General features: G+C 50.3%; 14 protein-coding genes. 3 read left to right on the top strand and 11 right to left on the bottom strand.

From position 1 onward, the window contains the following. Position 1: 1 nt before the first annotated feature. The 11 genes from V3C10_10720 to V3C10_10670 all read right to left on the bottom strand — a co-directional run bounded on the left by V3C10_10720 (position 2) and on the right by V3C10_10670 (position 14,844). Positions 2-925, bottom strand: a complete 924-nt coding sequence (locus V3C10_10720; GenBank protein ID WVP64247.1) for a DMT family transporter — start codon at positions 923-925, stop codon at positions 2-4. After that, positions 915-1,781, bottom strand: a complete 867-nt coding sequence (locus V3C10_10715; protein ID WVP64246.1) for an AraC family transcriptional regulator — start codon at positions 1,779-1,781, stop codon at positions 915-917. Before V3C10_10715 ends, V3C10_10720 begins: the two co-directional genes overlap by 11 nt. Before the next feature lie 336 nt (positions 1,782-2,117). Further along, positions 2,118-2,828, bottom strand: a complete 711-nt coding sequence (locus V3C10_10710) for a Bax inhibitor-1/YccA family protein (protein ID WVP64245.1) — start codon at positions 2,826-2,828, stop codon at positions 2,118-2,120. A 131-nt stretch (positions 2,829-2,959) separates the two neighbouring features. Further along, positions 2,960-4,390 carry an MATE family efflux transporter gene (locus V3C10_10705; protein ID WVP64244.1) on the bottom strand — a complete coding sequence of 477 codons (1,431 nt, stop codon included), beginning with the start codon at positions 4,388-4,390 and terminating at the stop codon, positions 2,960-2,962. A 59-nt stretch (positions 4,391-4,449) separates the two neighbouring features. Next, entirely contained in the window at positions 4,450-5,685 is a 1,236-nt protein-coding gene (locus V3C10_10700) for a peptidoglycan-binding protein (GenBank protein ID WVP64609.1), read from the bottom strand. Between the two features lie 156 nt (positions 5,686-5,841). Continuing rightward, entirely contained in the window at positions 5,842-7,638 is a 1,797-nt protein-coding gene (locus V3C10_10695) for an aminopeptidase P family protein (GenBank protein ID WVP64243.1), read from the bottom strand. 79 nt (positions 7,639-7,717) lie between these two features. Next, positions 7,718-9,139 (bottom strand): dihydrolipoyl dehydrogenase, encoded by a 1,422-nt coding sequence (lpdA, locus tag V3C10_10690; protein WVP64242.1) that lies wholly within the window; start codon positions 9,137-9,139, stop codon positions 7,718-7,720. 29 nt (positions 9,140-9,168) lie between these two features. Further along, on the bottom strand, positions 9,169-10,179 hold the full coding sequence (gene asnA, locus V3C10_10685) for an aspartate--ammonia ligase (protein ID WVP64241.1): 1,011 nt from the start codon (positions 10,177-10,179) through the stop codon (positions 9,169-9,171). Between the two features lie 195 nt (positions 10,180-10,374). Then, positions 10,375-12,585 (bottom strand): glucose PTS transporter subunit IIA, encoded by a 2,211-nt coding sequence (locus V3C10_10680; protein ID WVP64240.1) that lies wholly within the window; start codon positions 12,583-12,585, stop codon positions 10,375-10,377. A gap of 47 nt (positions 12,586-12,632) precedes the next feature. Then, positions 12,633-12,914, bottom strand: coding sequence for a hypothetical protein (locus tag V3C10_10675; GenBank protein ID WVP64239.1), 282 nt, complete (start codon positions 12,912-12,914; stop codon positions 12,633-12,635). Between the two features lie 10 nt (positions 12,915-12,924). Next, entirely contained in the window at positions 12,925-14,844 is a 1,920-nt protein-coding gene (locus V3C10_10670) for a sigma 54-interacting transcriptional regulator (GenBank protein ID WVP64238.1), read from the bottom strand. 329 nt (positions 14,845-15,173) lie between these two features. On the opposite strand from V3C10_10670, the gene V3C10_10665 reads away from it, so the two are divergent. The 3 genes from V3C10_10665 to V3C10_10655 all read left to right on the top strand — a co-directional run bounded on the left by V3C10_10665 (position 15,174) and on the right by V3C10_10655 (position 18,181). After that, a complete protein-coding gene (locus V3C10_10665; protein ID WVP64237.1) occupies positions 15,174-16,490 on the top strand; it encodes a citrate:proton symporter in 1,317 nt (438 codons plus the stop codon). Between the two features lie 104 nt (positions 16,491-16,594). After that, a complete protein-coding gene (locus tag V3C10_10660; protein WVP64236.1) occupies positions 16,595-17,041 on the top strand; it encodes a YhcH/YjgK/YiaL family protein in 447 nt (148 codons plus the stop codon). A gap of 24 nt (positions 17,042-17,065) precedes the next feature. Then, positions 17,066-18,181 (top strand): lactonase family protein, encoded by a 1,116-nt coding sequence (locus V3C10_10655; GenBank protein ID WVP64235.1) that lies wholly within the window; start codon positions 17,066-17,068, stop codon positions 18,179-18,181.

The following is an 18,181-nucleotide window of genomic DNA, read 5'->3' as shown; positions in this document are numbered from 1 at the left end:
ATCATCCTGTTCTCCCCGGCTGTGTTCCTTTTGCGTTTTCCCTGCCCCCCCTTCTGTCCTCCGACAAAAACAGGCCCAGCAGGGTCAGGGCAATGCCGCCGACTATCGCTTTCGTCATCTTCTCATGAAGAATCAGGGCCGATGTAACGGCTGTAATAACGGGAACCATATAAATATAGATGATGGTCTTCACCGAACCCACCATCTTCACGGCAAAATTCCAAGTTACAAAGCAGAGGGCCGACGCGCCGAGTCCCAGGAAAACCAGGTTTAAAAACATCTTCATATCATAGAACTGCCAAAGCTCCACGTGGAAGTCCATGATAAACAGAACGGGGATCATCAGGCCGATTCCGTAGAAGAAAATTCTCCGCGTCGTCTGAATCGTATTATAGCCATACCCCGTAATCTTTTTCATCAGCGTGGAATAAGCAGCCCAGAGCACCGCCGCCATCACGGCCAGGATATCCCCAAGCGGATTGAGCTTCAGTTCCATCTTACTGTCAAAACTGATCAGGAAGATTCCCGCCATGGCAATCAGAAAACCGCAGAAAAACCGCGGGCCGGGACGCCCTTCATGCAGAAACAGGCAGGTAAAGATTACGGTGAAAAATGGGGCAATTGAGATAATAACGCCCACGTTGGATGCCAGCGTATACGTCAGAGCAATATTTTCAAACAGGTAGTAAAGCGTCACGCCAAGCAGGCCCGCCAGTGCAAAGTATCCCTCCTGTTTCCGGTCGGACAGGGTAAGCCTGCGGGGGCAGACGCACCAGAGCGCCACATATCCTATGACAAAACGGATAAAGAGTATCTCGATCGGTGAAAAGGACTGAAGAAGCACCTTAGTTGATATAAATGTCGTCCCCCAGATCAGGATCGTGACAAAGGCGGCAATATGGCCCGCCAGAGATTTATTTTTCATTTTTATCCTCCTCCGTCTTAACGGCGGCCTGCGGCGTGCCGGTAAAGATTTTCTGATACTGTTTCGGCGTCAGGCCGATGAATTCCTTAAAGAAATTCGTGAAATGACTCTGATCCGAGAACCCGGCCATATTCGCCGCATCAATCGGCAGAATCCCCTGTTCCAGAAATTTCTTTGCCCGATCCAGTCTCACGGTCTGCAGATAGCGGTAAGGTGAAACACCGACCTGTTTTGTAAAGGAACGCAGCAAATAGGACTTCCCGAAGTTCGTCATGGACAGCAGTTCATCGAGGGTAATATTTTCGTCGAAGTGTTCTTCCATATAGGTACAAAGCGTCCTGATCTGCTGATCCGGCTCCGTTACGTCCGCCTCCTCAAAGGGCTGCACATATTCCTGCAGTACCTGCTGAAGCATAAAAAAGAAGGTCTCCTCTTTTTTCATTACGGGCGCATGCGACAGAATCGCATCATAAAGCTCTCCCACCGACTGGGCCAGTTCGCTGTGAAAAACAACATTCTGTGTGAAATGAGGAACAAATTCCCGGCCGGTAATCTCGCCGACCGCCCTCACCATCACATCCCGGCCGATATTGATCCCCCTGTAATCCAGCAGTTCCCCATTGACCGGCGCGCAGAAATGATTGTCACGCGGATTAAACAGCAAAAGATCGCCCGCCGTTAAATCGTACTCCCGGCCCCTGCACCAGAGATGCCTGCTGCCGCCCTCCACAAACCCTACTACATAATATTCATGGAAATGGTTGGGGAATTTCTGGACAATCCCTCTTAAATTATACGCTTCCAATTTCAAATCGCTGTCATAATAAATATGACGCTGTTCCCCCTCATGAGGCATTTTAATTCCCCTCCTTCTTCCTGTATCATCGCGCCGGAGAAACCGCGGAGTATCTTATTTCCACTGCCCCGGGGCATTTTTGTCATTCTACCACCGAACAGGAAAAATTTCTTGCATGATATGACACCGCAGCGCCGCCGGACTCTCGCACCAAGCGCGGCCGCATAGCGGCATATTACATCTTCGCGCGAGTGCGCATCCTGCCCGGAGGCTTTTTATATCATAGGAGCATTTTCTTATGATATAAAAAACCGGCGCGCCCGTGACGCCAGCCAGGATTTTACCTGTCTGTCATCGCGGGCCGCCGGCCGGACGGGCTGTTATGAGACAGCCTCCTTAATTTCTGCTTCTGTTCAAAAGTCTTAAGATGTAAAGGAACAGATTGATAAAGTCAAGATACAGGGACAGTGCGGAGAAGATGGATGCTTTCTCCAGAATCTCCTGGTTGCCTGCAAAGTAAGTATAGTTCGTTCTGATCTTGCCCGTGTCGTATGCGGTAAACCCAAGGAAAACAGCGATCCCCACGTAGCACATAACGGTTTCCATGGCTCCCAGGTTCAGGAACATGGACAGCACGCCGAAGATAATCAGGAAAAACAAACCGCCCACAAGAAGTGGTCTGATTCCGCTGATGTCAATCTTAAAGATCAGGCTGACGCCTGCCATAATTCCAAAGAACAGGGAAGTCGCCACAAATACGAGAAGCAGCTGCACTGCTCCGAATACCAGGAAGTAGGCTGAAAATACGATTCCGTTTAAAGCCGCGTAGAAAAGGAACATTCCCCTTGCCGCGCCCACCGACATCTTATTGACTCTGGCGGACATCCAGAATACGGTAAGCAGTTCCAGTCCCGATATGACAATCAATCCGTACGGGATTGCAAAGACAAATAAAATCGCTCCCGATAAATAACCTGCAACCGCAACCGCAAAGGTGAGCATCAGTCCTGCAAACATCCAAAGATAAGTCTTTGCAACATATTGTCCCAGTGTCTCCCGGCCATATCCTTCCGCCTGGTAAACCTGATTCATCTGTTCATAATCCATAGCTTTCATCCTTTCTTATTCACTCCGGTGAAAAAAACAATAAAATGAATTTTTCACATTAACTTGATAATTTCGTTCTCTTATAGACAGATTACCACAATTAACCGGAAGTGTCTACCATTTGTTGCTTCTTATTCCAGCCGTCTTCTTCTCTTTCTGCGCAGTCTCGGCAGCGGTACATTAAACTTTTTCAGGGTGCTGAAACAGTAATAGTAAATGATAAACAGCACCGTGGTAATTCCCCATGTCAGCGGATAGCTGAATATGACGGTGATAATACTCGGCCGGAGCGGAACTGCGATAATAATCCATACAACACGGAGCGTGCAGACGCCCAGGGCCGTCATGATCATCGGGATCCAGCAGTCGCCCACACCACGGAGCGCGCCCGAGAAAATCTCGATGCAAATATAGAGGATAAACGTCGGCACAAGGAAATGAAGGATCTCCATGCCCTTTGCGATAACGTCCACGTCCGTTGTAAACAGGAGATACACATATCCTCCGAAAAGATACAGGACCGTACAGAGAATCAGGGTGATAATGGCGGTAACTCCAAGACAGACATTGACGCCTCTCTTGACCCGCGTAATTTTCCCCGCCCCGTAATTTTGTCCGACAAAGGTAGTAATGGAAATTCCAAGGGCGCTGATAATCATCCAGTACACGCTGTCAATCTTACTGTAGGCGGTCCACGCCGCAATAGTATCCGTACCAAGGGAGTTGACGCTGCTCTGGATAATAATATTGGAAAGGGCGTACATAACCGACTGAAGCCCGGCCGGAAGCCCGATCTTGATAATACGCTGAACCATGAAAAGGTTTAAACGGATCTTTTTGATAATCAGTTTGTAGGAATCCGTCGCCTTCATCAGGGCGGTCACCACTAAAACCGCGCTGACTAACTGGGAAAATACGGTCGCAATCGCCGCTCCCCTCACTTCCATTTTAAGAATAACTACCAGCAGGATATCCAGCACAATATTGGTGAAGCAACTGGCCATCAGGAAATAGAGAGGGCGTTTGGAATCGCCGATCGCCCTCAGGATGCCGGCTCCCATGTTGTAAATCAGGTTCGTGATAATTCCCACGAAATAAATATTTAAATAAGAAAGAGAATAATCCATAATTTCTTCCGGAGTTCCCATTGCCTCCAGGGCTGTCCGTCCAAAAAGCAGGCCGATTACAGTCATTCCCAGGCCGCAGACAAGAGAAAAAGCCATGGCGGTATGAACCGCCTCACTGACTCTCTTCTCATTCTGCGCACCATAAAACTGGGATATAATGACGGTTGCCCCGGAAGAAAGGCCGACGAAAAAGCCGACCAGCAGGTTGATCAGCATTCCCGTGCTGCCGCCTACCGCCGCCAGGGCCTCCTTCCCCACAAACCGTCCTACAATAATAGCATCTACCGTGTTATAGAGCTGCTGAAAAAACGTACCAAACAGAATCGGAAAGAAAAACAGCAGAAGCTGTTTCCAGATTACACCCTCCGTGATGGAGCCCGCTCCGCTTTTTTTAATCTCTTTCTTCTTCTGCTCCCTGGCAGACAGGCTGTTCATAGCACTTCTCCTTCTTATCTTTTGTTATATTTTTATAAAATCAATTTGGTTTTCCGGCTTTATGAAAGCTCGGCAATCCGTGTAATGCCGACATAAATATGTGAAATCTTATACCAGGTGGCAAAATCCACCACCCCGGTCTGAGGCAGGCCGAAAATAGACTGGAACACCCTTACGGATTCCGCCGTAGCGGGCCCATAGATTCCGTCTACCGCCACACGCGGAATGGATGTATAAACAGAGGCAATCGTGTCGAGCTGCTCCTGCATCTGTCTCACCTTATCACCGCTGGAACCGACGGTCAGGCTGGTTCCCGGGAATGATGCCGGAATACCCGATATCATCTCGGCGGTGTTGATGTACATATCGTTTCCGTAAAAATGCCTGAGTATTTCAATCGGGCTGTATCCCCGTTCTCCCAGATCACAGGAGCCCCACTGGGTCATCCAGTTCGGGCAGGTTACCTGTCTTCCGTCGCAGTACTGGGTTAAAATAGGCTGTTTTACACCAGGCCTGGAAAGGTAGCTGTCAAATATATCGTCCACCACCACATTGATGGTGTCAAAAGTATCCCTGCCGTAAATCCACTTGTGATCAAACGCGGTGGACGAAGTGATTGTAAAATCATACCCCTGATTCCTGTACCACTCCGTATAGACGCGGTTCAGCGTAAAGGACATGATCGCGAGGACATTGGCTACAATCGTTGCCTGAGGCCATGTCGCATATATTTCACTGCATGCTACATTTTTGATATAGTCCCTGTAGGGAACGTAATAGTTCTTCGCCGATGCGTTCGACGGCACTCCGTCATGCACGACGATCGTCTGGGGCACCACCACGCGGCTTAAGACGATCTCGCCCGTCTCATTGGTCGGTTTAATCTCATCCTCTGCAATCTTCGGAGGATAGGTTCCATAAAGTGTGTGATCCGGGATATCTATCTCCGCCCGCGTTCCCTGCTCGTCGGCCAGCGGGATTAACCGGATTGGCTGAATCGCCGTCACCCCTGCCAGCACCTCGGTTCCGACTACCGTGATCGGTTCAAATCCCGGAGCCGTTACAGACACCGTATATTCGGAATAGGGCCGGATCAGGTTTTCCTTATTCAGGCTCAGCTCCACAGGGGGAGCCGTCACGGTGATGGAATCCGTCTGCCCGGAATTATTAGTCTGAAGCACCTCTTCCGGTCTCTCCGTTCCCTGATACCGAATTGTAACGTCTGCCCCCTGTACAGGGAAATTATTCTCATTGTTTACTACGTTTACCTGCAGGTAGCCCGGCTCTGTCCCCATTGCTTCACAGGCGCGTAGATCTCCATAACCACGTCCATATCTCTGCATTATTTTGTAACCTTTCATTACAGTTGGTTACTATATCATATATAAACAATGCGGATGTTATTCCTGTGGCCTTCAGATTTGTGATTGTTCCGCCTTGTGCACGGTAACTTAGATTTCCCTTGTAGCGGTCTTGAGCCATTCCGCCTCTTCTGGGTTCAGATACGGGGAAATCCTTGCGTAAACTTCTTTGTGGTACTCATTCAGAAGTTCTCTGTCGCGTGGTTCCATATACTTTACGTCGATTGCATCCAGGTCGATCGGAACCCATGTCAGGTTTTCAAATTTCATAAACTGGGCAAACTCGTTCTTCTCCGCTTTTACGCAAAGCATCAAATTCTCCGTCCTGATTCCGAATTTACCTTCGAAATACAGGCCCGGTTCGTCGGAAGTAATCATGCCTGCCTCAAATACGGCGTTATCCTGGCGTTCCGGCACAACGCGCCAGCGCACTCCGTTCGGACGCTCGTGGACACTTCCAAGGAAGCTGACGCCGTGGCCCGTTCCATGGTTGAAGTCCAGGCCGCGTCTCCACAGAAGCTCCCTGGCCGCAAAGTCAAAATTATATCCATGGCAGCCATATGGGAATTTAATATTCAAAAGCCGGAGCATACAGGAGGCCACGATGGTGAAATATTCTTTCTCCTCCTCAGTCACTTCCCCCAGCGCAAAAGTCCTTGTAATATCCGTGGTTCCCTCATAGTACTGTCCGCCGGAATCGACCAGATACAGTCCCCTCGGCATCAGTTTCTTATTACTCTCCTCGGATACGGCGTAATGGCACATGGCCGCATTGTCGGAATACGCGGAAATCGTGCCGAAGCTGAGTCCCAGATTTCCCTCCTGCTCACTTCTCAACTGATCCAGGTAAGCGGCGGCCGTAATCTCATCTATCTCGATTTTTCCGATGTTGTTCTTCAGCCAGTACATAAATTTGACCATGGCAACGCCGTCTTTAATATGCACCTTCTTCATGTTCTCAATCTCGACCGGGTTCTTTACGGCCTTTGCCGAAGAGGTCGGATTCATCATATCGATAACCGTGACCGTGCTGTCGAGGCTCTGGCAGACCGCATAATTGACGTGGGCCTTCTCCAGCATCACCGTCTCGTTTTTAAAGGTCGGAACGAACTGGTAAATCTCATTGTAGTCATAAATCTTTACTCCCAGGCCGCCCAGATAGGCTCTTACCTCTTCATTCAGCGTCTCCTGGTTGATAAACAGGAAAATTTCCGTCCTTGTGACAATCAGATAGGAAAGCACAACCGGAGTACACGGCACATCGTTGCCGCGGATATTCAACAGCCAGATGATGTCGTCAAGGCTGGTCAGGATATGGGCCGTTGCACGGTGTTCCTCCATGACGCCCCGAAGCTCGGCAATCTTTTCCGAAGCCGGTTTTCCTGCGTATTTATCTTCCAGAATCCATACCGGTTCTTTCGGAAGCTGTGGACGGTCTTCCCAAATCTCTCCTACCAGATCCTCATAAAAAGCAATGCAGATATCCTTGGATGAGAGGCTGTCCTGAAGTTCTTCGCCCATCAGGTCATTTACCACACGGCCGTCAAAACCCAGGACACTGCCCGGTTTCATGGTCTGCTCTAAATATTTTTCAACGGTGGGAACGCCTTCCTCACCCATTTTAAACAGTTTTACTTCTCCTCCAGCCAGTTCCCTGCCTGCCTGCACAAAATACCGTCCGTCCGTCCAGACACCGGCTTCCTCCATTGTAATGACAGCCGTTCCCGCAGAACCAGTAAAACCGGTCATAAATTCACGCGCCTTAAAATACCCATCCACATACTCAGAACCGTGAAAATCTCCGGTAGGGATCAGATAGGCGTCCATTCCCCGTTCTGCCATTAACTTCCTGAGTGCTGCAATTCTTGTGCTGACTGCATTTTCCATTTTCGTTCCTCCTGCATTATTTTCATACATTTCTATCAGCCGGTCTTAACGGCTGTCTGATACCGTTCTCCGTCCCCGGTCATCCGTAGCTTTTCAGGGCATCCTCAATGGCGAGTGATATCGTCTCGCTGTAGGTAGGGTGCGCCCTCATTGCCGTGGAAAGCTGGTAGGCCGTCAGACCATTGGCGATAGCCGTGGCCATCTCCCCGATCATGTCGGTCGCTCTCGGGCACATAATCTGCGCTCCCACCAGGGTATCCGTATATGCTTCGAAGATTAGGCGGATAAATCCGGCCTTCTTCCTCGCCAGAATCGCCTTTCCGTTGATTCCCATAAATGCCTGGCCGCATTTTACCTTCATATTATACTGTCTTGCATCTTCCTCGGTGAATCCGACTGCCGCTATCTCCGGATCTGTATAAATACAGGTCGGGACAACCGGTAGCACGACAAACATTCCGTTGGGCACGACGGTGAGCTGCATCCTGTGGCCCTTCCCGGTCAGATGCTCGATCACATAGGTGGCCTGGGCCGCCGCCACATGGGCGAGACGCATCTTCGCAACCGTGTCACCGATGGCATACACGTTCTCCTGCGTCGTCCTGTAGGTTCCCTTGACCACCGGTTTCCCGTCTTTTAATTCCACCTGGCAGTCCTCCGCCAGGACCTTCTTCATATCGGGTTTCCTGCCGACTGCCAGGAGAATGCGGTCCGCCGCGATTTCCTGCCACGAGCCCTCCTCGCGGTAGCTGACCGCCACGCTGTCATCCCCGCGGCTGCGTATCTCCATCACGGAGGCATTGCATATCACATCGATTCCCTTCGAGCGCAGGGATTCCTCCAACTGGTCGGAAATCATCGGGTCCATGGTTTCGAGAAGTTTACTGCTCTTTTCAAGTAACGTCACCCTGGAACCAAGCGCCGAGAAAATCGTTGCGATCTCGATGCCGATTACGCCGCCTCCGATGATGACAAGACGGTCAAAATGCCATTCGTCCGCCCGGAGAATATCACGGCTTGTCAGCACCTGGGGCAAATCGACGCCCGGGATATCGGGAATCGCCGGCTCCGCTCCCGTAGCCAGGATCACATTCTTTCCAACACAGGAAAAGGAACCGTCCGTTCCCTCCACTTCCACAACATTGCCCTTATGTAATTTTGCGGTTCCCTGAATCAGCGTAACATTTTTCCGGTTCAGAAGGGAACGGATCATGCTCCTGTACTCTTCCACCGATTCATCTTTGTACACCTGCATTCTCTTTAAATCAAAGCCGACCGAATCCACGCTGATCCCAAATCGTGATGCGTGCTTCAAATCTCCGTAGACAGCGGATGCCTGCAGCATGGCCTTGGCCGGGACACAGCCTGTGTTTACACAGACTCCACCCAGCTCTCCCTGTTCTATCAATGCCACATTCATGCCAAAACCGGCTGCTTTTGCCGCAGCCGTGTAGCCTCCGGGGCCTGCTCCGACTATGATTACATCGTATTGGTCCGTCATCTGCTCCCCCTAACTCTGCTGTTACGCTGTTACAGCAGATGTATATTGTGTTTCTCCGCTTCCCTGCGTATTCCATCCGGCCAGATGGACGCCTGAACCTCGCCAATATGCGCTTTCCTGAGGAAGAACATACAGATTCTGGACTGTCCGATACCGCCTCCGACCGTGTACGGAAGTTCTCCGTTTAAAAGGGCCTTCTGGAACGGCAGTTCCGCCCTCTCCTCGCATCCGGCCTTTTTAAGCTGCTCTTTCAGAGCCTCCTCATCCACCCTGATACCCATCGAAGAAAGCTCCAGGGCAATGTCCAGGACAGGGTAATATACGATAATATCTCCATTCAGTTTCCAGTCGTCGTAGTCCGGCGCACGTCCGTCATGTTTCTCACCCGAGGCCAGTTTGTCGCCGATCTGCTCGATGAAGACCGCTTTATGTAATTTCGCAATTTTGTACTCCCTTTCCTTCGGGGTACTGTCGGGGTACATGTCTTCCAGCTGCTGGGTGGTGACAAATTCAATGTGATCGGGCAGATATCTTCCAATATACTCATACTCGTAAGCCATGTAATCTTCCGTCACCTTCAGCGCTTTATAAACCGCTTTCACGATCTGTTCCAGATTTTCCCTGGTTCTTTCTTCCTTATTAATGATCTTTTCCCAGTCCCACTGGTCAACATAGATGGAATGGATATTGTCCGTATCCTCATCCCTTCTGATGGCGCTCATATCAGTGTACAGGCCTTCTCCGTTGCCAAAGCCGTAATCCTTGAGGGCCATGCGTTTCCACTTTGCCAGGGAGTGGACAATCTCCGCAAGGCGGTCCTCCTGCTCCAGAATCCCGAACTGAACCGGACGCTCCACACCGTTTAAGTTGTCGTTAAGTCCCGATTCGGGCAAAACGAACAGAGGGGCGGACACCCTGGTCAGATTCAACTGCTTTGCCAGCTCCCTCTGGAAAAAATCTTTAATAATCTTAATTGCAATCTGGGTTTCCCTAAGGTCGATCGCCGGCTCATATCCCGCCGGCACAATTAAATGCTCCATGTTATGTACTCCTGTTCTCTGTTTCCATTATTTTCCATCTTAATATTGTATTAGCCGTCACATGCAAATATCAATCGCAGACACCTTTCAGACATTATAGCACCTATATAAAAAAATGGGAATACGGCAGAAATCTTTTTCTTTCGTGAATGGGGGCGCAGGGTTTTCTTTCCCTGCACCGCCGTTATCAGAATATCAGAGCTTCAGTCCGGCCACCGCCTGTGCGGCCTTAACCTGCCCCTCTTTTACATTCACAATTTCCTGGCCGTCCGTGAGTCCGGTGAACACAACAATACAGTATTCAGATGACGCACGTTCCCTGATGTATTGTAAATCAAACTGCATCAGTTTGTCACCCTTTTTCACAAAATCTCCGTCCTTTACGAAAACTTCGAATCCCCTGCCCTGAAGTTTTACGGTATCTATACCGACATGGATCAGATATTCGATGCCGTCCTCCGTCTTCATCCCAATCGCATGACTGGTCGGGAATACAAACGCCACCTGCCCGTCCTCCGGTGCAATGACTTCGCCGTTCTCCGGAACCACCAGATATCCGTCTCCCATCATTTTATCTGCAAACGCGGGATCCGGAGCCTCCGTGATCGGGAGTGCACGTCCGTTAAACGGGGAATATAAGCGTCGGATTTTCTGCGTTCCATGCTCCTGTTTTTGATTCTCACGCACCGGATTTCCGTTAGTTTGATTTCCGCCGGTTTCATCCCCGCTGATTTCATCCCCACTGATTTTATCCGCGCCGGTTTCCTCTAAATCCCTCAGGTATTCCTCAAACTCTGCTTTTATCACCGTAACATTAGGTCCGTAAATAATCTGGACCGCGTTACCTCGTTTAATGACTCCGGAGGAGCCGGTTGCCTTCAAAACGTCCTCCCGCACCCTGGCGGAATCTAAAACCGTGCAGCGCAGTCTGGTGGCGCAGCAGTCCACATCGGAAATGTTATCTTTTCCGCCCAGGCCCTTCGCAATCACCCGGTTGCGGTCGGAAACGGCGCGGTCTTTTTGTTCTCTCTTATTGCCGGCGTTTTCTCCCCGTCCGTTCTTACCGGCTTTGACGTCCGCCTTGGTATACAGCCTGGTTTCTTCGCCCGTATCCTCCCGTCCCGGTGTCTTCAGATTGAACTTTTTAATAAGGAAACTGAAGATAAGATAATACAGGAAGAAATAAACCACTCCCGCCGGTATAATCCACAGCCAGCTCGTTTTTGCATTGCCCTGCAGAATTCCGAACAGAAGCAGATCCAGAAAACCGCCGGAAAATGTAAGGCCCACCGCGATATTCAGGATGTGGGCAATCATATAGGCCGAACCCGCAAGGATCACCTGAACCGCGAACAGCATCGGCGCCACAAAGAGGAAAGAGAATTCGATGGGTTCCGTGATACCGGTCAGCATACAGGTCAGCGCCGCCGACAGAAGAAGGCCGCCCGCCGCTTTTTTATGCTCCGGCTTTGCCTGTCTGTACATCGCCAGGGCCGCTCCGGGAAGCCCGAAAATCATAAAGATGAATTCTCCGGAAAAGTATCTCGTTGCATCCGCGCTGAAATGCACCACATCGGGTGAGGCAAGCTGGGCAAAAAAGATATTCTGGCCGCCCTGGATCAGGCTGCCGTCCACCATCATCGTCCCACCGACCGCGGTCTGCCAGAAAGGAAGGTAGAATACGTGGTGGAGACCAAATGGAATCAGCGCCCTCTTTACAATACCGAACACCAGCGTCCCCAGATACCCCGTCCCTGTCACCAGTCCGCCCAGCGCAAAAATCGCATTCTGAACCGGAGGCCAGAGAAAATAGAGTGCAATTCCGACAAATACGTAAACAAGTGTTGATATAATTGGAACAAAACGCGAACCGCCGAAGAAAGAGAGGGCATTCGGCAACTGGATTTTGTGGAACCGGTTATGAAGAGCCGCCACTCCAAGCCCCACAATAATTCCTCCGAACACTCCCATCTGCAGTGTCTGAATGCCGCACACGCTTGCAATCGTCCCTTCCAGCACATCCGGTGAAATACTGCCGTCGGGGAGAATCTTCCCTGCAACCTCCAGCACGGCGCTGATCGATACATTCATAACAAAAAATGCAATAGCCGCCGAAAGGGCCGCCACCTCCTTCTCCGCCCGCGCCATTCCAATGGCGACGCCGATGGCAAATATAATAGGAAGATTGTCGAAAATAGCGCTTCCGGCCTTACTCATAATTACAAGAAGCCCGTGGAGAATTGTACCGTTCCCCAGGAACGCCCCCAGCCGGTAGGTGGCTATCGTCGTCTCATTTGTAAAAGAACTGCCGATTCCTAGCAGCAGCCCCGCCACAGGCAGAACCGCAATCGGCAGCATGAAGCTGCGCCCGATACGCTGAAGCACACCGAAAATTTTGTCTTTCATTCGTCTTTTTCCTTTCGTCTGAATCGTTATCGTTTTTAGTATTGCCATTATCTGCAATAAAAAAACACCGGCGCCCCGGGATATGGTCTTCCATATCCTGAGACTGCCGATGCTGTGGCCGCAATATTGAATATTACATTAAACCGCTCCTCCGTAATTCCCTGCACGAAATCATCCATGGCCAGCCTGAAACCGGCTTTGTGAAGTTCTTCCAGCGTGTCGGAAACAAAGTCACCTTTCCTGAACTGTTGGTTTGTTATAAAACCGATTGTATTTTTTTGACGATGACAGTATTTCTCAAAGGTTCCCGCCCCGGCACGTTTACCCAAAACCATCCCCTCAAAATTCAATCCCCAACCCTTTCATCTTCCGATACAGCGTACTCGTACTGATCCCTAATTCCTCCGCCGTCTTTTTACGGTTATTTCCATTCCTCTCCAATGCGCTCCGTATAATCTCCTCATGCAGGCTGTCGACACTGCGGAGCGAGCGGAGACTTTCTGTTTCCGCGCTGCCGTAAGAAGACGGGGACGAGACGCTCTCCGACATGGCGATCGCCTTGACGGCAGAGTCCAGATCCAACACGGTTTCACTGCTTAAAACCATAGCCCGCTCCACAATATTAGAAAGCTGACGGATATTTCCGGGGTAAGGCAGGGAGCGCAGATATTGGATTGCGGCCGGTTCCGCTCCTCTTATATTTAATTTTAATTCTTTCCGCTTCTGTTTAATAAAATGATTGATAAGAAGCTCTATATCATCGCCGCGTTCATTCAGTGGCGGGAGCTTCATCGCCAATACGCTGATGCGGTAATACAAGTCTTCCCGGAACATCTTTTTCTTGACCATTTCTTTTAAATCTTTGTTGGTGGCGGCAATCACGCGGATATCAACCGGAATGACCCGGAGACTTCCGATGGGTGTCACCTCATGTTCCTGCAGCACCCGCAGAAACCTGGCCTGGACATGCAGCGGCATCTCGCTGACTTCGTCGAGGAACACAGTTCCCTGATGGGCCTGCACAAAAAGTCCCTGTTTTCCGCCGCTTAATGCCCCTGTGAACGCGCCCTTTTCATAGCCAAACAACTCACTTTCGATGAGGCTCTCTGGAAGGGCGGCGCAGTTGATTACGACAAAGGGACCGTTTCTCCGGCTGCTGGCGTTGTGAATGCTCTGCACGAACATTTCCTTACCGGTTCCCGACTGGCCGTAAATTAACACAGGGCTGTCGACTCTGGCGTACTGCTGGGCGGTGTGAATACAGTCAGTGAGGGCCGGACTGCTGCCTACGATGTCGTTAAAGGTAATGGCGGCAGCTCCGGTATGGGTGAGAAGCTGACGGCGCACCTGCTGCTCGATATTCTGCAGCTTTTCGACAGGCGTCATCGTTAAGATGGCGGATTTAAACATGTTATGCACAAAGACGGGCCGACCTTCCAGTACGAAATGACTGCCCTGGATCGTGAGCATTTTCCCCGAAAAATCCTCAAAATCTGTGAGCAGACGGCGGATCTCGCCGCAGGCCAGAGGCGTCTTCTCTATAGACAGTCCGCCGGCCGTGCGGGGATCTGTGCTGAGAAAATGGGAGGCGGAGCGGTTGAGGATCTGAACCTGCCCTTCTTTATCAAGCAATAGAATTCCCTCGGCGATGTTGTCCTGAATGGTATTAAGGATCTCGGCGTGCTCCTGACGCTCCTCTAAGGTATGCAGGTTATGCTCTGCAAGACGCACGGCAGACAGAATATCTCCCTCGTCATAGGGAACATTGATGACCGCCATGTTATATTGCTCGGCATAAGGGTTGAGCGTCCCGGCGCCGATCACCACACGAAACCCGGCGTCCCTAAGTTCTTTAAAAATCCCTTCCAAGTCACTGCCCGTTTGGTAGGGAAAGAATGGAACGGAATCGGGATAATGTCTGCAGGCCTTCTTGGCCGCAGTACTGTCGCTGTCGCGCCACACGATGGCAGCGCGGTCGGCGATCTTAAGTGCCTCCCTGATCGAATCGGAAAATGGGATCTTACTCCGGCGTATGGTGACCACCGAGATATCCAGCTGATTCATGATGGATTCCGCATATACGTCTCCCGTAATAAGAATCTCGGCTCCCTGCTCCATGACCCGGCGCAGCAGTTTTAATGACGTATCATTCTCATCCAGCTCATAGACCGGATAAGAAAGGGCGTTTTGTTGCATCACTGTACGCGCGTGCTCGCAGTGGTAGCGTCTTCTCAATGCGATAATGATTTTATTCTGCATTTCTCCTCCTGTTCGATTCAAAAATGATGTCTATTCGTTCACGTAATGTCAGAAATGAGATACCCTGAAATTAGTTTAAATGAAATCCGTCTGTTTTTCAATGCCAAAGTTGAATTTAAAGCCAAAATGTCCAGCCGTTCTCTGTAAACATTGCACAAAATAGTGTAAAATATATGTCAATAAGTCACAAAAATCAAGCTAATCGAAATGCTTATAGAAAAGTTGGCATATTATTTGCTATTTATATAGGCATACATACAAACATGCATTTCCGGCGTTATCATCAGGCAGACGGCCGGAAGTGACAAAACACATAGGGGGTTTATTTTATGACATATGCAGTTCTGGGCTATGCAATGATCGCACTCATCGTAATTTTGCTGCTCACTAACAAGGCGAATCCAATTATGGCGTTTATCTTAATTCCGCCGATTATCGCTCTGATTGCCGGATATTCCATCAAGGATATCAATGATTTTATCAAGGCCGGCGTATCCGGTTCTATGGGAACCGCTCTTTTGGCAATGCTCTCCATTATTTTCTTCAGTATCATGACGGAGCAGGGTCTGTTCGATCCGATTGTCAATTTCCTGGTGTCAAAGGCCGGAGATAAAATTGCGGTTATCACTGTGATTTCCGCGCTGATTGCCCATTTTTCCCATCTGGACACCGGCACCACCAGCACGCTCCTTGTGACCATTCCCGCCATGCTTCCGATCTACAAACGCATCGGTATTGACAGGCGGTATCTGTATCTGGTGGTGGTACAGGCCATCGGCATCATGAACCTTCTTCCCTGGGGCGGCGCCATCACCCGTTCCAGCGCCGTGACAGGTCTGGATCCCGCCATAATCACTAGAGCGTTAATTCCATGCATAATCGCAGGCTTTGCCTATAACATGATCACCGCATTCTTCTATGGAAAAAGGGCGCAGGCCAAAATCAAAGCCGGCATTCTGGATAAGGGAGAAGGCAGTTCCGGAAAGGATGTAGGCCTGACCGTCGAAGAGAACCGGGAAACCAGACTGAACCTGAAATACTGGCTCAACCTGGCATGGACGCTGGGGATCATTTTCCTTCTGTTCAAGGGTACCTTCGCAGGCTATATTACATTCATGTTTGCGATTGCAGGCGCTCTGCTGATCAATTACCGGACCGTGAAGGAGTGGGATGGGGTCATCGATAAATATGCCAAAAATGCCCTTCGGATTACGCTGGTTATGTTTTCAGCGGGTATTTTCTCCGGAATCCTGAACAACAGCGAAATGCTCACAGAGATGGCCACCATAGTCACCAGCCTGATTCCATCCTCCATGGCTCCTTTATTTGCCATTATCTGCGGTGTGATCGCATTTATTTTCTCCATTCTGCTGGGCGCGGACGGTTTCCACTATGGAATGATGCCGCTGCTCATCAAAGCCGGAGAAGCCTTCGGATTTGCACAGACTGGCTTAGTCTACGTCATGTGTATGGGCGCCGATGTGGTCTCACAGCTTCGGCCGGTGCAGGCTACCTCCTGGATGACCGCAGGCATGTGCGGAATTGAATTCAAGGACGGCGTAATCAAAGCATTCCCGATTATTCTCGGCCTGTTTGCAGTAGAGATCATAACAGGAATTATATTCGGAATCGTTCCGATTCTGTAATCCGCAGTCACACAGTTACACCCGCTCTTTCAGCCTGACTGTATCGTCTGCCTTGCATCAGGCTGCAAAAGAGGAAAAATATAAATTTATGAGGAGAGATAACTATGATTATCGATAAATTAGAACATGCATCCAGATACTATTCTATCAGTCCGGACCTCGAATATGCCCTGCGGTATCTCGAGGAACACAGAGAAGAACTGGCGCAGCAGCCGCTCGGTGTCTCGAAGCTGACCGACCGGCTCCAGATCAAATATCTGTCTTACAATACGGTAGAAGGTTCCAGAAAATGGGAATCTCACCTGGAGTTTACGGATTTACAGTATATGATCCGGGGAGCCGAGCGGATTGGATTCAATCAGGCCCAGTGTATGGTAAATCCCTCCAAGCAGGAGGGGAAGGATCAGATCCTTTATGACGGAGACGGAGACCGCATCCGGGTGCCGGAGGGGTATTTCATCATCCTGTTCCCCGGGGAGGTACATATGTCTAAGCTGGCGGACAAAGAGACTGCACCCGTGCAGAAGGCGTCGTTAAAGATTCGCCTGTAAACGCAAGAATTAAGGAGGTACATTATGAATCAAAAACCGTTATACGCCTATATCGGCACTTATACGACAGAAAATTCAAAGGGGAACCGGAATGCCCACGGGGTGGGTATCTATGTATACAAAATCAGCCGTGAAGACGGGCGCTGGGAGCTTGTACAGGAAATGCCTGCGCTGAATCCGGCAGTTCTTCAGTTCGGCAGAAATCAGAACTATGTCTACTGCGTCAACAGTAACAGCGGCGGCGTAACCTCTTACCTGAGAAATGAAGAAACCGGTGAACTCAGGGAGCTGAATACTGCCATGACAGACGGCAATAATATTATGATTATGTCCGTGGACGGAGACGGGGAGTTTATGGTAACCGGCGATCACAAGGGCATCGTCAATGTATTCCGCTTACAGGCGGACGGCTCCATCGGCGAGAAGACAGACAGCTTTGTTCTTCCCGGGGAAAAAGGACCTCTCAATGACAAAATCCAGCCATGGTCCCGGCCCCATCATGTTCCATTCTCACCGGACGGCAGATTTGTGCTGATCGCAGATAAGGGACTGGACATCGTCCACAGCTATCGGATAGACAGAACTTCAGGAAAGCTGTCGCCGGTCCAGCAGCTTAAATGCCACGGAGCCTCCTGCCCGCGCCACCTCTGGTTCCACCCGAACCATAGATGGGCCTATGTCAATACCGAATACTCGTCCACCATCATCGCCTGCCGCTATGACGAGGAGAATGGAACCCTGGAGCCTTTTCAGGTTGTCTCCGCTCTTCCCGACGACTACTTTGATGTAAATACCATGACATCCGAGCTGGTGGTCCATCCAAACGGAAAGTTTCTCTATATCTCCAACCGCCGGGTCAACACCCTCGGGGCTTTCTCCATCGACCAGGAAAGCGGACGGTTGACGCCGGTTGGCTGGGTCCCCTGCGGGGGAAATAAACCGCGTTTTTTTGCAATCGAGCCAGGCGGAAACTATCTGTTTAACGGAAATCAGTCCAGCGATACGATCACACTGTTTGCCATCGATCCGGATACGGGAGCGCTCCGGGATACCGGACGGGTTCTGAATACTCCAACGCCGGTGTGGATTCTGTTCACAGACTGTGTTCCCACGGTGGAAAAATTCGGCACGGCAAGATAA

The organism is [Clostridium] symbiosum (assembly GCA_036419695.1).
Lineage (GTDB): Bacteria > Bacillota > Clostridia > Lachnospirales > Lachnospiraceae > Otoolea > Otoolea symbiosa_A.
Note: the sequence above shows the minus strand (reverse complement) of the source record. Positions and strands in the feature narration are given on the sequence as shown.

Bases quoted from the DNA above. Each gene is read 5' to 3' on its own strand.
- V3C10_10700 (WVP64609.1), bottom strand. From the start codon at position 5,685: ATGGGGACAGAGCCGGGCTACCTGCAGGTAAACGTAGTAAACAATGAG.
- V3C10_10660 (WVP64236.1), top strand. From the start codon at position 16,595: ATGATTATCGATAAATTAGAACATGCATCCAGATACTATTCTATCAGT.
- V3C10_10715 (WVP64246.1), bottom strand. From the start codon at position 1,781: ATGCCTCATGAGGGGGAACAGCGTCATATTTATTATGACAGCGATTTG.
- V3C10_10710 (WVP64245.1), bottom strand. From the start codon at position 2,828: ATGGATTATGAACAGATGAATCAGGTTTACCAGGCGGAAGGATATGGC.
- V3C10_10670 (WVP64238.1), bottom strand. From the start codon at position 14,844: ATGCAGAATAAAATCATTATCGCATTGAGAAGACGCTACCACTGCGAG.
- V3C10_10665 (WVP64237.1), top strand. From the start codon at position 15,174: ATGACATATGCAGTTCTGGGCTATGCAATGATCGCACTCATCGTAATT.
- V3C10_10720 (WVP64247.1), bottom strand. From the start codon at position 925: ATGAAAAATAAATCTCTGGCGGGCCATATTGCCGCCTTTGTCACGATC.
- lpdA (WVP64242.1), bottom strand. From the start codon at position 9,139: ATGACGGACCAATACGATGTAATCATAGTCGGAGCAGGCCCCGGAGGC.
- V3C10_10680 (WVP64240.1), bottom strand. From the start codon at position 12,585: ATGAAAGACAAAATTTTCGGTGTGCTTCAGCGTATCGGGCGCAGCTTC.
- V3C10_10695 (WVP64243.1), bottom strand. From the start codon at position 7,638: ATGGAAAATGCAGTCAGCACAAGAATTGCAGCACTCAGGAAGTTAATG.
- V3C10_10655 (WVP64235.1), top strand. From the start codon at position 17,066: ATGAATCAAAAACCGTTATACGCCTATATCGGCACTTATACGACAGAA.
- V3C10_10705 (WVP64244.1), bottom strand. From the start codon at position 4,390: ATGAACAGCCTGTCTGCCAGGGAGCAGAAGAAGAAAGAGATTAAAAAA.
- asnA (WVP64241.1), bottom strand. From the start codon at position 10,179: ATGGAGCATTTAATTGTGCCGGCGGGATATGAGCCGGCGATCGACCTT.